Source organism: Rathayibacter sp. PhB1 (assembly GCF_004362935.1).
Lineage (GTDB): Bacteria > Actinomycetota > Actinomycetes > Actinomycetales > Microbacteriaceae > Rathayibacter > Rathayibacter festucae.
In genome coordinates, this window is the sequence record NZ_SNYD01000002.1 from 645,520 (window position 1) to 658,570 (window position 13,051).

A 13,051-nucleotide genomic window follows, 5' to 3' on the forward strand; every position below is an offset into this window, starting at 1 on the left:
CCCGCCATGCCCCGCGAACGCACGCTGAGCGAGGTCGCCCGCCTCGGTTTCGCCGCACTCGGCGAGACCGGGGCTCGGCTCGCCGAGGCGGAGGAGCTCGCGGGCCGCTCGCTCGAGTCGGTGGTGCCGGCCTTCGCGACGGTTGCCGATCCCGACGCGGCGCTCGGCGCGCTGCTCGATCTGCTGCGCAGCCACCGCGGCCGGATGGACGCGGTGCTCGCGGACGACGCCGCGATCACGCGCCTGCTGCTCGTCCTGGGGGCGTCCTCCGGTCTCGCGGACTTCCTGCAGCGCCGGCCCGACGAGCTCATCGGCTTCCTCGACCCCGTCCGGGTCCTTCCGGGTCGCGGCGAGCTCAAGCAGGAGCTGCTCGACTCGGTCGGCGCCGTCGACGGCGTCGCGACGCTGCACGAGGAGGACGGCTGGACGGCCCTGCGGGTCCGCTACCGCCGACTGCTCACCCGCGTCGTCGTGCACGATCTCGGCCAGGCGGATCCCGTCGCGGCGATCGATCGCGTCGCCCGGACCCTCGCCGACCTCGCGGGGGCGGCCCTGGAGGCGTCGCTCGCCGTGGCGCGCGCCGACCTGATCGCGGGCTCCGGACCCGGTCGCTTCTCTCGCGAGGAGGTCGTGGCGACCCGTTTCGCCGTCATCGGGATGGGCAAGGCCGGCGCCTCCGAGCTCAACTACGTCAGCGACGTCGACGTCATCTTCGTGGCCGAGGGCGACCCCGAGCGCGGCCTCTCGAACGCCCGCGCAATCGACATCGCGACCCGGCTCGCCGTCCTGCTGATGCGCGGCACCTCCGCGCTCGCGCTCGAGCCGGAGCTCTGGGAGGTCGACCCCAACCTGCGGCCGGAGGGGAAGCAGGGCGCGCTCGTGCGGACCCTGGAATCGCACATCACCTACTACGACCGCTGGGCGAAGAGCTGGGAGTTCCAGGCCCTGCTGAAGGCCCGCCCGCTCGCGGGCGACCTCGAGCTCGGCCGCGCCTACGTCGACGCCGTCGCGCCGAAAGTCTGGTCGAGCGCGTCGCGGGAGAACTTCGTCGAGTCGGTGCAGCGGATGCGCGAGCGCGTCACCGAGAACATCCCCCAGAACGACGTGCATTACCAGATCAAGCTCGGGCCGGGCGGGCTGCGCGACATCGAGTTCACGGTCCAGCTGCTCCAGCTTGTGCACGGCCAGACCGACGACGAGATCCACATGCCGGGCACCCTGCTGGCCCTCGGTGCTCTCGCCGACCGCGGCTACATCGGCCGCGCGGCGGCGGAGGAGTTCGCGCAGGACTACCGCGCGCTGCGCCTGCTCGAGCACCGGCTCCAGCTGCGGCGGCTCCGGCGCACCCACCTGATGCCGCGGGACGAGCACGAGCTGCGGACCCTGGCCCGGGCGAGCGGTCTCGCCCGCAGCGCCGAGGAGCTCCTCACCGTCTGGAACTCGATCAAGCACCGCGTCCGCGGACTGCACGAGCGGCTGTTCTACCGCCCGCTGCTCTCCGCTGTGGCGGCGCTGCCCGACGGCGGAATCGAGCTGTCGACCGGTCAGGCCGAGGCCCGGCTGGCGGCCATCGGCTTCGCCGACGCGCGCGGCGCCCTCGGCCACATCGCCGCGATGACCTCGGGCGTCTCGCGGCGCGCGAGCATCCAGCGCCACCTCGTCCCCGTGATGCTGCAGTGGTTCGCGGACGGCGCGGACCCCGACTACGGGCTCCTCGCCTTCCGGCGCCTCAGCGACATCCTCGGCGGCACGCCCTGGTTCCTCCGGATGCTGCGCGACTCCTCCGGGGCCGCGAAGCGCCTGACGACGGTCCTCTCCGGCTCGCGCTTCGTCGGCGAGCTGCTCGACCGCATCCCGGAGTCGGCGGCGTGGCTCGAGGACGACGACGCGCTGCGTCCGCGCAGTGCCGAGGGGCTGGCCGAGGAGGTTCGCGCGGTGCTCGCGCGGCACGAGACTCCGGAGGCGGTCGCCACGGCGCTGCGGGGCATGCGCCGCCGGGAGGTGCTTCGCACCGCGATGGGCGGCGTTCTCGGGCTGAGCACGATCGAGGAGATCGCGACGAGCCTCTCCGACATCATCTCCGCGCTCCTGGGCGGCGTGCTCGCGGCTGTTCGCCGCTCGAGCACCGGTCGCCGCGGGTCCGCCGCGGCGTTCGCCGTGATCGGCATGGGGCGCTACGGGGGAGCGGAGCTGGGCTTCGGCTCCGACGCGGACGTGATGTACGTGCAGCGACCGGGTGGGGCGGACCCGCACGAGGCGCAGCTCTACGCGCAGTTCCTGGTCGCCGAGCTCGTGCGCCTCACCGAGGACTCGCGGCTACCGCTCGACCTCGACGCCGATCTGCGCCCCGAGGGCAAGAACGGTCCGCTGGTGCGCTCCCTCGACTCCTACCGCGCCTACTACGCACGCTGGTCGCTGACGTGGGAGGCGCAGGCACTGCTGCGCGCTCGTGGGGTGGCCGGCGACGCCGCGCTGATCGCCGACTTCGAGGAGCTGGCCGACGGCGTCCGCTACCCGGCGGCGATCTCGGACCGCGACATCCGCGAGGTGAAGCGGATCAAGGCCCGCGTCGAGAGCGAGCGGCTGCCGCAGGGCGCCGACCCGAAGCGTCACCTCAAGCTCGGCCGCGGCTCGCTGAGCGACGTCGAGTGGCTGGTGCAGCTGCTGCAGCTGCAGCACGCGCGCACGATCCCGGCGCTGCGGACCACTTCGACGCTGACCGCGCTGAGCGTGGCGGAGGAGGCGGAGCTGATCTCGCCGCCCGACGCCGAGCGCCTGCGCGCGGCCTGGCTCCTCGCGTCGCGGGTGCGCTCGGCGATGACCCTGTTCACCGACCGCACCGCCGATGTGCTGCCGGCCGACCGCCGCCAGCTGGACGGCGTGGCGCGGCTCCTGGAGTACCCCGCCGATTCCGCGACGCAGCTCGAGGACGACTACCTCGGCGTCACCCGCCGGGCCCGCGCCGTCTTCGAGCGCCGGTTCTACGGCCCGGTCGAGGTCGACGCGCCCACCTACCGCTGACGCCCGCGGAACGGGCCGGGAACGCGGAAGGGCCGCTCCTCCGGGGAGGAACGGCCCTTCGTGCAGTGCGCGAGCGCTGCGGTGCGTCGGATCAGACGCCGTAGTACAGCTCGAACTCGAAGGGGTGCGGGCGCTGCGCGAGGGGCTTGATCTCCTTCTCGCGCTTGTAGTCGATCCAGGTCTCGATGAGCTCCTGGGTGAACACGCCGCCCTGGAGCAGGAAGTCGTGGTCGGCCTCGAGGGCGGCCAGGGCCTCCTCGAGCGAGGCGGGGACCTGCGGGATGAGCTTGGCCTCCTCCGGGGGCAGCTCGTACAGGTCCTTGTCGACGGGCTCGTGCGGCTCGATGCGGTTCTTGATGCCGTCGAGGCCCGCCATCAGCTGGGCGGCGAACGCGAGGTACGGGTTGCCGGAGGCGTCGGGCGCGCGGAACTCGATGCGCTTGGCCTTCGGGTTCGTGCCGGTGATCGGGATGCGGATCGACGCGGAGCGGTTGCCGGCCGAGTAGACCAGGTTGACCGGCGCCTCGAAGCCCGGGATCAGGCGGTGGTACGAGTTGACCGTCGGGTTCGTGAACGCGAGGACGGCGGGGGCGTGCTTGAGCAGGCCGCCGATGTACCAGCGCGCGACGTCGGAGAGTCCGCCGTAGCCGTTCTCGTCGTAGAACAGGGGCTTGCCGTCGTTCCAGAGCGACTGGTGGGTGTGCATGCCCGAGCCGTTGTCGCCGAAGAGGGGCTTCGGCATGAACGTGGCGGTCTTGCCCCACTGCTCGGCCGTGTTCTTGACGATGTACTTGAACTTCAGGATGTCGTCCGCGGAGTGGACCATCGTGTCGAAGCGGTAGTTGATCTCCGCCTGGCCGCCGGTGCCCACCTCGTGGTGCGAGCGCTCGAGGATGAGGCCGGCGTCGATCAGCTTGAGGCAGATGTCGTCGCGGAGGTCGGCCTGCTTGTCGACCGGGCTGACCGGGAAGTAGCCGCCCTTGTAGGGGGTCTTGTTGCCGAGGTTGCCGCCCTCTTCGACGCGGCCCGAGTTCCAGGCGCCCTCGACGGAGTCGACGGAGTGGAACGCGGAGTTCTGGGTGACCTCGTAGCGCACGTCGTCGAAGATGTAGAACTCGGCCTCGGGGGCGAAGAACGCGGTGTCGGCGATGCCGGTCGACGCGAGGTACTTCTCGGCCTTCTTGGCGACCTGGCGCGGGTCCTTCGAGTAGATCTCGCCGTTGCGCGGGTTGTAGATGTCGAAGACGATGATCAGCGTGCGCTCGACGCGGAACGGGTCCACGTAGGCGGTGGTCACGTCAGGGATCAGCTGCATGTCCGATTCGTGGATGTTCGCGAATCCGCGGATCGAGGACCCGTCGAAGAGCTGGCCGACGGAGAAGAACTCCTCGTCGACCGTCGAGGCGGGGATGTTGAAGTGCTGCTGGACACCGGGGAGATCGGTGAACCGGATGTCGAGGAACTTGACGTCCGTGTCCTTGATGAACTTGAGCACCTCGGAAGAATCTTTAAACATGCAAAGGTCTCCAATGGCGTAACGGGTGGCTGCAGACGCAGCCGTTCCACAGTAGTCACCGGCGGTTACCCCGCCGTGTCCCTCGTGTTTCGGGCGTGTTACACGGGGTCCCGCCGAGCGGGTCGCCGCCGGCCTCCGCTCCCGGCGGGCGCGCGGGCTGCGCGGGTAGCATCGGAGGATGCCAGCACCCGAGCGCAGGACCTTCGCCGACGTCGCCCCGAGCACGCGGCCGGGGGAGCGGCTCGGGCTCCCCGAGACCGGCCGGATGTCGATCGCCCGGCCCGGTCGCCGCTTCGCCGCCCTCGCCGTCGACTTCGCGATCGTCGCGCTGCTGTCCTTCGTCTTCTTCGGCTACGACCGCTGGGCGAGCATCGTCCTCTTCGTGGTGCTGCAGGCGGTCTTCATCCCGACCATCGGCGGGAGCCTCGGCCACCGGCTGCTGGGCCTGCGCGTCGTCCGCCTCGGCGGCGGCTGGGTCGGCGTCTGGCGTCCGCTGGTGCGGTCGGTGCTCCTCGCCGTGCTCGTCCCCGCCCTCGTCTGGGACTCGGACCAGCGCGGCTTCCACGACAAGGTCGCGGGCACGGTGCTCGTCCGCTACTGACCGGGCAGTCGTCCGGGAACGACGAACGGGCCGGCAGGAGTGATCCCGACCGGCCCGTTCGTGTGCTCGTCCCGTGCGTCAGCGGGAGCGCTGCGGCCGCACCTTGAAGGGGTCGACGCCCTTCGGGATCGGCAGCGAGGTGTTCAGCGAGGCGAGGCGGTTCTTGACGGCGAGGACCTCCGCCTTGGTCAGCACCTTCTTCGTCTTCGCGAGAGCGCGGGGGACCTTGTGCAGCGGGACGGCGCCCTCGTCGGGGCCGACGTTCACGAAGGTGACGGGGACGTTGGGGAGGATGCGGGTCACCTTGCGGCGCTCGTCCTCGAGCATGCGCTTGGTGCGGCCGGTCGGGCCCTCCGCGATCAGCACGACACCGCCGCGGCCGACGGCGCGGTAGACCGCGTCCTGCGTCTTGCCGTTGACGGCGACCGGCATCTCGCCGCCGGTCCAGGTGCCGCGGAGACCGCTGCGCAGGACGGCGCCCACGGCGCCCGGCTGCCCGGCGATCTGCCCGTAGGCGGCGCGCTCGGCGCGGCGGGAGAGGACAGCGAGTCCGGCGACGAGTCCGGCCATCACGCCGACGACGATCCAGAGCGCGATGACGAAGCCGTTGCCGTCGCCGAGGAGGACGCCGAGGAGGATCCCGATCAGGATCGGGACCAGCAACGCCAGCAGGATGATCCAGACCGCGCTGCTGTCGTAGCGGCGGGTCATCTGGAACACCTGCCACATCTGCTTGAGACGTCCTGGTTCCTTGACCGCCTTCGTCGACGGTTCCGTGCTGCGTGCCATTCCTCCAGGATACCGAGCGGACCCGGTGGGGGAGACCGATCCGAGCGGATCCGCCGGACCTCCCCTCCTCCCCAGCGACAGGACGGCCGATCCGTCCACCGATCGGACCTCCGCCGCCCCGGCGGGCCGGCTCGAGCGGCACTCTCGGAGCATGGCAGCGAGCGGTGAGAGCGAACGGAGCGGCGGACGGCCGCTCGAGGGGATCGCCGGTCACGCCGTGGTGGGCTCCGGGGCGCTCGGGCCGGTCGTCCGCGACGGCGACGGCCGGCTCCTGAACGCTCTCCTGCTCTCGCAGGAGCGGGCGGAGGGCGCGCTGGGGTCGGGGATAGAGCGGCTCGCGCCGCACGAGCATCGGCAGCGCCTCGTCGACGTCGGGGTGCACGCCCACGGAGCCGTCCTCCTCACCACCCCGGCCGTCGTCTCGACACTCGAGCAGGTGCTCGAGTCCGGTGCGGTGCTGCCGCCTGGGGTCGTCGTCACCCTCCTCGCGCCGGTCGTCGGCGCACTGCAAGACGCGGCGGCGGCGGGAGTCCACCCGCTCCCCGGTGCGGAGGCGATCGGGCTGACGGAGGAGGGGCGTCCGGTGCTGCTGCTCACCGAGGCGTCGACGGGATCGACCGAGGCCGACGTCGTGGCCGCGGTGATCGGACTCCTCGGCCGCTGCCGCAGGAGCTGCCCCGCCTGGCGGGGGAGCCCGCGGGACGACGACGACCTCGCGGCGCTGGAGGCGCTCCTCTACCGCTCCGCGGCGCCGCTGCCGCTCCGCGCGGCGCAGCGGCCCGAGACGGCGGCGGGCTGGGAGCGGCCGACCGGGGTCGTCGAGAGCCCGCCCGCACGACACCGCCGCACGCATCCGCTGGACGGCTGGCGCGATCGGGTGCGCACGTCGGCGGTCCGCCGCCGCGGCCTCCTCGTGACCGCGGCCGTCGTCCTCGTCGGCGCGCTGGTGATGACGGGTCTCGGCCCCGATCGAAGCACGGGAGCGGAGACGGCCGCGTCGACTCGGGCACCGGCACCGGCACCGGCGCCGGTGCCGTCGACGCGGACCCCGGCGCCGAGTCCTGTCGCTCCGACGAGGCCGGTACCGGCGACGGCGACCGCCACCGCGCCAGCGACCGCGGGAGGGACACCTCCACCGCCGGTGAGAGCCGTGGCGACGCCGACACGGGCACCGGCACCGGCGCCGTCGAGCGCTGGGCCGACGGTCCGGCCGCCGGGCGCGGAGCTCGGGGCGGAGGAGGCGGCGACGGCCCTGCTCGCGGCGGCCCGGCACTGCGGAGGCTCGGACAGCGCCTGCGCGGAGGCGCTGACCACCCCCGACTCGCCGATCCGCGTCGACGGGGGCTCCGCCTTCGCCGCGCTCCGCACGCCGGCCTCCGCCGTCACCGCGGTGCGCGTGGACGTGAACGGCGCCTCCGCCGTGGTCGCCGTCGGTCCGGATCCGGGAACGACGACGGCCTCCGTCCTGATGATCAGGACGGAGGCCGCATGGCTTCTCCGCGACGTCTTCACCGACGGCGGCCGCTAGTGCGGCGCGTCAGCGTGGCGGCGTCAGATGCCGAGGTCGTTCTCGAACGAGCCCTCCTCGAGGCGCTCCTTGATGGCCACCAGGAAGCGGGCCGCGTCGGCGCCGTCGACCGTGCGGTGGTCGTAGGAGAGGGCGAGGAACACGGTCGAGCGGATCGCGATCGCGTCGCTGCCGTCGACCTGCACGACGGCCGGCTTCTTCGTGACGATGCCGGTGCCGAGGATCGCGGTCTGCGGCAGGAACACGACAGGCGTGTCGAACAGCGCACCGCGCGAGCCGGTGTTCGTCAGGGTGAAGGTGCCGCCGGCCAGCTCGTCGGGCTTGAGCTTGTTGTTGCGGGTGCGCTCCGCGAGGTCGCCGATGGTGCTGGCGATCTGGGCGAGGGTGAGCTCCGACGCGTTCTTCAGGACCGGCGTGAGCAGGCCGCGCTCGGTGTCGACCGCGATGCTGATGTTCTCGTGGTCCGGGTAGACGATCGAGTCGCCGTCGAGCGTCGAGTTGATCACCGGGTAGGCCTTGAGGGCCTCGGCGGCCGCGAGGGCGAAGAACGGCAGGAAGGACAGCTTGGCGCCGGTCTTCTCGTTGAAGGTCTTCTTGACCGAGTCGCGGAAGCGGGCGACGGCGGTGACGTCGACCTCGACGACCGAGGTGAGCTGGGCGGTCGACTGCATCGACTCGACGGCGCGCTGCGCGAGCACCTTGCGCAGGCGGGTCATCGGCTGCGTCGTGCCGCGCAGGGGCGAGGTCTCGAGCGGCGTGCGAGCGGCCTTCGCAGCGGCGGCGGCCGGAGCCGAGACCGGGGCGGGAGCCGACTTGGCGGCCTCGACGGCGTCGAGCACGTCCTGCTTGCGGATGCGCCCGCCGACACCGGTGCCGGTGAGGGTGGAGAGGTCGATGCCGTTCTCGCCGGCGAGCTTGCGCACCAGCGGGGTGACGTAGCCGGGGTTCGAGTCGGTGGGCTCGGGGGTCGCGGCCGGCGCGGGGGCGGCGGCAGCGGGGGCCGGAGCGGCCGCGGCGGGAGCCGGGACCGACGGAGCGGGGGCGGACGCCTCCGGAGCGGCGGGCTTCTCGGCGGCGGGGGCCGGCTCGGGCTCGGCGGGGGCCGGAGCCTCCTCCTCGGTCTCCGCGTCGACGGACGGGGTGGCCTCGTCGGTCGGCTCGGTCTCGGCGGCCTCGGCCTCGGGCGACTCCTCGGCGGCCGGCTCCTCGGCGGGGGCCTCGGGCTCGGACGCGGCTCCGGAGCCGTCGCCGATGCGCACCAGCTCGGCGCCGACCTCGACGGTCTCGTCCTCCTGGACGAGGATCTCCTCGATGACACCGGCGACGGGCGAAGGGATCTCGGTGTCGACCTTGTCGGTCGAGACCTCGAGCAGCGGCTCGTCGACCTCGACGCGGTCGCCGACGTTCTTCAGCCAGCGGGTGACCGTTCCTTCCGTGACACTCTCTCCGAGTGCCGGGAGGCTGACGGATTCGCTCATGAGCCTGTCTCCTTAAGACGCTTGTGTACGTGGTTTCAGTTTAGTGAGGCGGGAACGGCCGGTCGCCGTCCCGCGATGGTCCTAGAGGGCGTGCAGCGGCTTCCCCGCCAGCGCGAGGTGCGCCTCGCCGAGCGCCTCGTTCTGGGTCGGGTGCGCGTGCACGAAGGGGGCGACGTCCTCGGGGTGCGCCTCCCAGTTCACGATGAGCTGGGCCTCGCCGATCAGCTCGCCGACGCGGGCGCCGATCATGTGCACGCCGACGACGGGCCCGTCGACGACGCGCACGACCTTGACGGAGCCGGCGGTGCCGATGATCGTGCTCTTCGCGTTGCCGCCGAGACCGTAGTCGTAGCTCGCGACGCGGTCGGCGCCGTACTCGGCGACGGCTCGCGCCTCGGTCAGACCGACGGACGCCACCTCGGGGTCGCTGTAGGTGACCTTCGGGATGTTGAGGTCGGCCACCGTCTGCGGCTTCAGGCCGGCGAGCTCCTCGGCGACGAAGATCCCCTGCTGGAAGCTGCGGTGCGCGAGCTGCAGGCCGGGCACGATGTCGCCGACGGCGTAGACGCCGGGGACCGAGGTCTGCAGGCGCTCGTCGGTGATCACGTAGCCGCGGTCGAGCGTGACGCCGATCTCCTCGAGGCCGAGCCCCGCGGTGACCGGGCCGCGGCCGACCGCGACGAGGAGGAGGTCGCCCTCGACGCTCGCCCCGCTCTCGAGCGAGACCGAGACGCCGTCGTCGGTCTGGACGACGCCGGTGACGCGCGAGCCGAGGGTGAAGGAGATGCCGCGCTTGCGGAAGGCGCGCTCGAACTGCTTGCTGACGCTCTCGTCCTCGTTCGGCACGAGGTGGGGGAGCGCCTCGACGATCGACACCTCGGCACCGAAGGAGCGCCAGACGCTGGCGAACTCGACGCCGATGACACCGCCGCCGAGCACGACGACCCGCTCGGGGACGTGGTCGAGCTCGAGGGCCTGGTCGCTGGTGATCACGCGGCCGCCGATCTCGATGCCCGGGAGGGTGCGCGAGGCGGAGCCGGTCGCGACGACGATCGAGCCGCCGTGCAGCACGTGCTCGCCGACTGTGACGGTCGTCGGCCCGGTCAGCCGGCCCTCACCGGAGACGACGGTGATGCCGCGTGCGGAGACGAGGCTCTGCAGTCCCTTGTACTTGCCGGCGACGACGCCCTCGCGGTAGCGCGTGACGCCGGGGACGTCGATGCCCTGGAAGCCGGCGAGGACGCCGTACTTCTGCGCATCGCGGGCGCCGTCGGCGAGCTCGGCGGCGTGCAGGAGGGCCTTGGTCGGGACGCAGCCGCGGTGCAGGCAGGTGCCGCCGAGCTTGTCGCGCTCGACGATCGCCACGCTCATCCCGAGCTGGGTCGCGCGCAGAGCCGCCGCGTACCCGCCGCTGCCACCTCCGAGCACGACCAGGTCGTAGCGCTCTTCCGACACCCAGTGACTCCCTTGCGACGTGCGGTTCCCCTCGCCTCCGCGGATCCCCGCGCCTGTGCGCGGGCCGGTCGGAGGGGGGACGAGGCGGGAGATCCCGCCCCGTCGACCCTACTACGCGCTCGCCAGGCCCTCGGCCAGGGCGAGGAGGGCGCGGACCGAGACCCCGGTGGGGCCGGTGCCGGTGAAGCCGTACCCGCCGCCGCCGTTGTTCGCCGGGCCGGCGATGTCGAGGTGCACCCAGGGGATGCGCGCCGCGTCCGGGCCCTCGCCGCGGCTGCCGACGAACTCCTGGAGGAAGTGCGCGGCGATCAGCATGCCGCCGGCGGTGTTGCCCGGCTTGATGTTGGCGATGTCGGCGATCTCGGAGTTGAGCAGCGGGCGCAGCTCCGCGGGGAGCGGCATGTGCCAGAAGAGCTCGCCCGTGCTGCGCGCCGACTCCAGCACGGAGGCGACCAGCTCGTCGTCGCCGAACACGCCCGTGTAGCGGTTGCCGAGCGCGACGACGGCGGCGCCGGTCAGCGTCGCGACGTCGACGATCGCGTCGGGCTGCTCCTCGCTCGCGGCGACGAGGCCGTCGGCGAGCACGAGGCGGCCCTCGGCGTCCGTGTTGAGGACCTCGACGGTCTTCCCGCCGCGGATCGTGAGCACGTCGTTCGGACGGATGGCCGTGCCGGAGGGCATGTTCTCGGCGATGCAGAGCCAGGCGGTGACCCGCACCGGCAGGCGGAGCTCGGCGACCGCGCGCACGACCGCGTAGACCGTCGCCGCGCCGGTCATGTCGTCCTTCATGCCGATCATCGAGGCCGGCGGCTTGAGGGAGAGTCCGCCGCTGTCGAAGGTGATGCCCTTGCCGACCAGCGCGAGGTGCTTCACCGTCGCCGACTCCGGCGTCCTCTCGGGGGAGTAGGCGATCTTGACGAGGCGCGGCGGGCGCGACGAGCCGCTGCCGACGCCGAGGATGCCGCCGAAGCCGTCGCGCTCGAGCGCCGACTCGTCCCAGACCGTGACCTCGAGGGGGAGCCCTTCGACGCCCTCCTGCACGGCCTCGGCCAGGGTCTGCGGATAGAGGTGCGACGGCGGGGCGTTGACCAGGTCCTTCACGGCGGACACGGCGCGACCGACGACCAGGGCGCGCTCGAGGACGGCCGCGTCGGCGGACTCGTCGAAGGTGACGAGGAGCACGCGCTCGACGGGAGCCTTCGCGGCGTCGAGGGTGCTGTGCCGGAAGGCGGTGTAGCTGTAGGAGCCGAGCGCGGCTCCCTCGGCGACGGCTGCGAGCGCGTCCTCGTCGCCGGTGGGCAGGGCGAGGGCGACCGAGGCGGTGCCGGCGAGGCTGCGGACCGCGAGTCCGGCGGCAGTGCGCAGCACGGTGGCGCTCGGCTCCGCGGAGCCCAGGCCGACGAGGACGACGACGCCGGCGCGGACGGAGGAGGGGACCCGCGTCAGCGACTCCGCGGAGCCGGTCACCCCGAGCGCGGGGAGCGCGGCGACGAGGTCGTCGAAGCCGTCGACGCCGACGAGACGGGGCCCGTCCGGTCCGGGCGCGACGCCGAGGACGAGAGCGCCGGTGTCGAGATCGGAGGCGGGGACGGTCGTGTACTCGAGAGAGGAGAGGGGCATGAGCGCAATGCTAGGCGCGGCCGGGACGGCGCTCTGCCGCCCCGTCGCGGCTGTTCGCTCAGGGCTCAGCGCCGCCGGGGAGCCGCCCCGGTGGGCCGTCTAGGCTGGATCGCATGCCGGATCCTGCAGACCTCTTCGCGATCGAGGGCGACCTCGCCGACGTCCCGCGGGGCCTCCACCTCGTGGCCGGCCTCACCGGGTTCGCCGATGCCGGAGGTGCGGTCGGCCAGCTCGCCGAGCACCTGCACGGCACTCTCGAGCACCGGACCGTCGTCGAGTTCGATCCCGACCAGCTGCTCGACTACCGCGCACGCCGGCCGATCATCACCTTCGATCAGGACCACCTCACCGACTACACCCCGGCGAGCCTCCGCCTCTCGCTCGCGCACGACGAGCTGCACCAGCCGTTCCTCCTGCTCACCGGCTTCGAGCCGGACTACCAGTGGGAGCGCTTCACCAGGGCGGTGCTCGAGCTCATCGACCGGCTCGAGGTCGCGAGCACCACCTGGGTGCACGCGATCCCGATGCCCGTCCCGCACACCCGGCCGGTCGGCGTGACCGTCAGCGGCAACCGCGAGGACCTGATCGAGGCCATGTCGGTCTGGAAGCCGGTCACCCAGGTGCCCGCGAACGTCCTGCACCTGCTCGAGCTCCGCCTCTACGACCGGGCGCTCCCGGCCGTCGGCTTCGCCCTGCTGATCCCGCACTACCTCTCCGACACCGCCTACCCCCAGGCGGCCGTCGCCGCGCTCGAGAGCATCTCGGCGTCGACGGGGCTGATCTTCCCGACCGACAGCCTCCGCGAGAGCGGTCGCGAGTTCCTCGCGAAGGTCGACGAGCAGGTCGGCTCGAACGAGGAGCTGCAGAAGCTGGTCGCGGCCCTCGAGTCGCGGCACGACACCTACATGGAGGGGACGAGCCTGCGCTCGCCGCTCACCGACGAGGACGGCTTCGTCCCGACCGCCGACGCGCTCGCGGCCGAGCTGGAGAAGTTCCTGGCGATCAAGCGGCCCGGCGAGGAGCCCACGGCCCAATAGCAGGCG

The 13,051-nt window shown here is 72.6% G+C and carries 9 protein-coding genes; 4 read left to right on the forward strand and 5 right to left on the reverse strand.

Annotation, left to right across the window (positions count from 1 at the left end; all coding sequences use genetic code 11):
- The first annotated feature begins 6 nt into the window (after nucleotides 1-6).
- A complete protein-coding gene (locus tag EDF17_RS07190; protein ID WP_123445838.1) occupies nucleotides 7-3,021 on the forward strand; it encodes a bifunctional [glutamine synthetase] adenylyltransferase/[glutamine synthetase]-adenylyl-L-tyrosine phosphorylase in 3,015 nt (1,004 codons plus the stop codon).
- Between the two features lie 91 nt (nucleotides 3,022-3,112).
- Here the strand turns inward: EDF17_RS07190 and glnA are convergent, their stop codons facing one another.
- The gene (gene glnA, locus EDF17_RS07195) at nucleotides 3,113-4,537 is read right to left on the reverse strand and encodes a type I glutamate--ammonia ligase (RefSeq protein ID WP_123445839.1); all 1,425 of its coding nucleotides are present in this window, start codon (nucleotides 4,535-4,537) and stop codon (nucleotides 3,113-3,115) included.
- 178 nt (nucleotides 4,538-4,715) lie between these two features.
- On the opposite strand from glnA, the gene EDF17_RS07200 reads away from it, so the two are divergent.
- Nucleotides 4,716-5,138 (forward strand): RDD family protein, encoded by a 423-nt coding sequence (locus tag EDF17_RS07200; protein ID WP_123445840.1) that lies wholly within the window; start codon nucleotides 4,716-4,718, stop codon nucleotides 5,136-5,138.
- Nucleotides 5,139-5,216: 78 nt separating this feature from the next.
- On the opposite strand, the gene EDF17_RS07205 is transcribed toward EDF17_RS07200, so the two are convergent.
- The gene (locus tag EDF17_RS07205; RefSeq protein ID WP_123445841.1) at nucleotides 5,217-5,927 is read right to left on the reverse strand and encodes a DUF4191 domain-containing protein; all 711 of its coding nucleotides are present in this window, start codon (nucleotides 5,925-5,927) and stop codon (nucleotides 5,217-5,219) included.
- A 151-nt stretch (nucleotides 5,928-6,078) separates the two neighbouring features.
- Between EDF17_RS07205 and EDF17_RS07210 the strand changes: the two genes are divergently transcribed.
- Complete coding sequence (locus EDF17_RS07210; RefSeq protein ID WP_133671940.1) at nucleotides 6,079-7,455, forward strand: hypothetical protein; 1,377 nt, start codon at nucleotides 6,079-6,081, stop codon at nucleotides 7,453-7,455.
- 23 nt (nucleotides 7,456-7,478) lie between these two features.
- Here the strand turns inward: EDF17_RS07210 and sucB are convergent, their stop codons facing one another.
- The 3 genes from sucB to EDF17_RS07225 all read right to left on the reverse strand — a co-directional run bounded on the left by sucB (nucleotide 7,479) and on the right by EDF17_RS07225 (nucleotide 12,008).
- Nucleotides 7,479-8,933 (reverse strand): 2-oxoglutarate dehydrogenase, E2 component, dihydrolipoamide succinyltransferase, encoded by a 1,455-nt coding sequence (gene sucB, locus EDF17_RS07215; protein ID WP_123445843.1) that lies wholly within the window; start codon nucleotides 8,931-8,933, stop codon nucleotides 7,479-7,481.
- Nucleotides 8,934-9,014: 81 nt separating this feature from the next.
- The gene (lpdA, locus tag EDF17_RS07220) at nucleotides 9,015-10,388 is read right to left on the reverse strand and encodes a dihydrolipoyl dehydrogenase (protein ID WP_123445844.1); all 1,374 of its coding nucleotides are present in this window, start codon (nucleotides 10,386-10,388) and stop codon (nucleotides 9,015-9,017) included.
- 111 nt (nucleotides 10,389-10,499) lie between these two features.
- On the reverse strand, nucleotides 10,500-12,008 hold the full coding sequence (locus EDF17_RS07225; RefSeq protein WP_123445845.1) for a leucyl aminopeptidase: 1,509 nt from the start codon (nucleotides 12,006-12,008) through the stop codon (nucleotides 10,500-10,502).
- 113 nt (nucleotides 12,009-12,121) lie between these two features.
- On the opposite strand from EDF17_RS07225, the gene EDF17_RS07230 reads away from it, so the two are divergent.
- A complete protein-coding gene (locus tag EDF17_RS07230) occupies nucleotides 12,122-13,045 on the forward strand; it encodes a PAC2 family protein (RefSeq protein WP_123445846.1) in 924 nt (307 codons plus the stop codon).
- Nucleotides 13,046-13,051: the final 6 nt, after the last annotated feature.

Coding starts and splice junctions, on each gene's coding strand:
- EDF17_RS07190 (WP_123445838.1), top strand. CDS start 7: ATGCCCCGCGAACGCACGCTGAGCGAGGTCGCCCGCCTCGGTTTCGCC.
- glnA (WP_123445839.1), bottom strand. CDS start 4,537: ATGTTTAAAGATTCTTCCGAGGTGCTCAAGTTCATCAAGGACACGGAC.
- EDF17_RS07200 (WP_123445840.1), top strand. CDS start 4,716: ATGCCAGCACCCGAGCGCAGGACCTTCGCCGACGTCGCCCCGAGCACG.
- EDF17_RS07205 (WP_123445841.1), bottom strand. CDS start 5,927: ATGGCACGCAGCACGGAACCGTCGACGAAGGCGGTCAAGGAACCAGGA.
- EDF17_RS07210 (WP_133671940.1), top strand. CDS start 6,079: ATGGCAGCGAGCGGTGAGAGCGAACGGAGCGGCGGACGGCCGCTCGAG.
- sucB (WP_123445843.1), bottom strand. CDS start 8,933: ATGAGCGAATCCGTCAGCCTCCCGGCACTCGGAGAGAGTGTCACGGAA.
- EDF17_RS07225 (WP_123445845.1), bottom strand. CDS start 12,008: ATGCCCCTCTCCTCTCTCGAGTACACGACCGTCCCCGCCTCCGATCTC.
- EDF17_RS07230 (WP_123445846.1), top strand. CDS start 12,122: ATGCCGGATCCTGCAGACCTCTTCGCGATCGAGGGCGACCTCGCCGAC.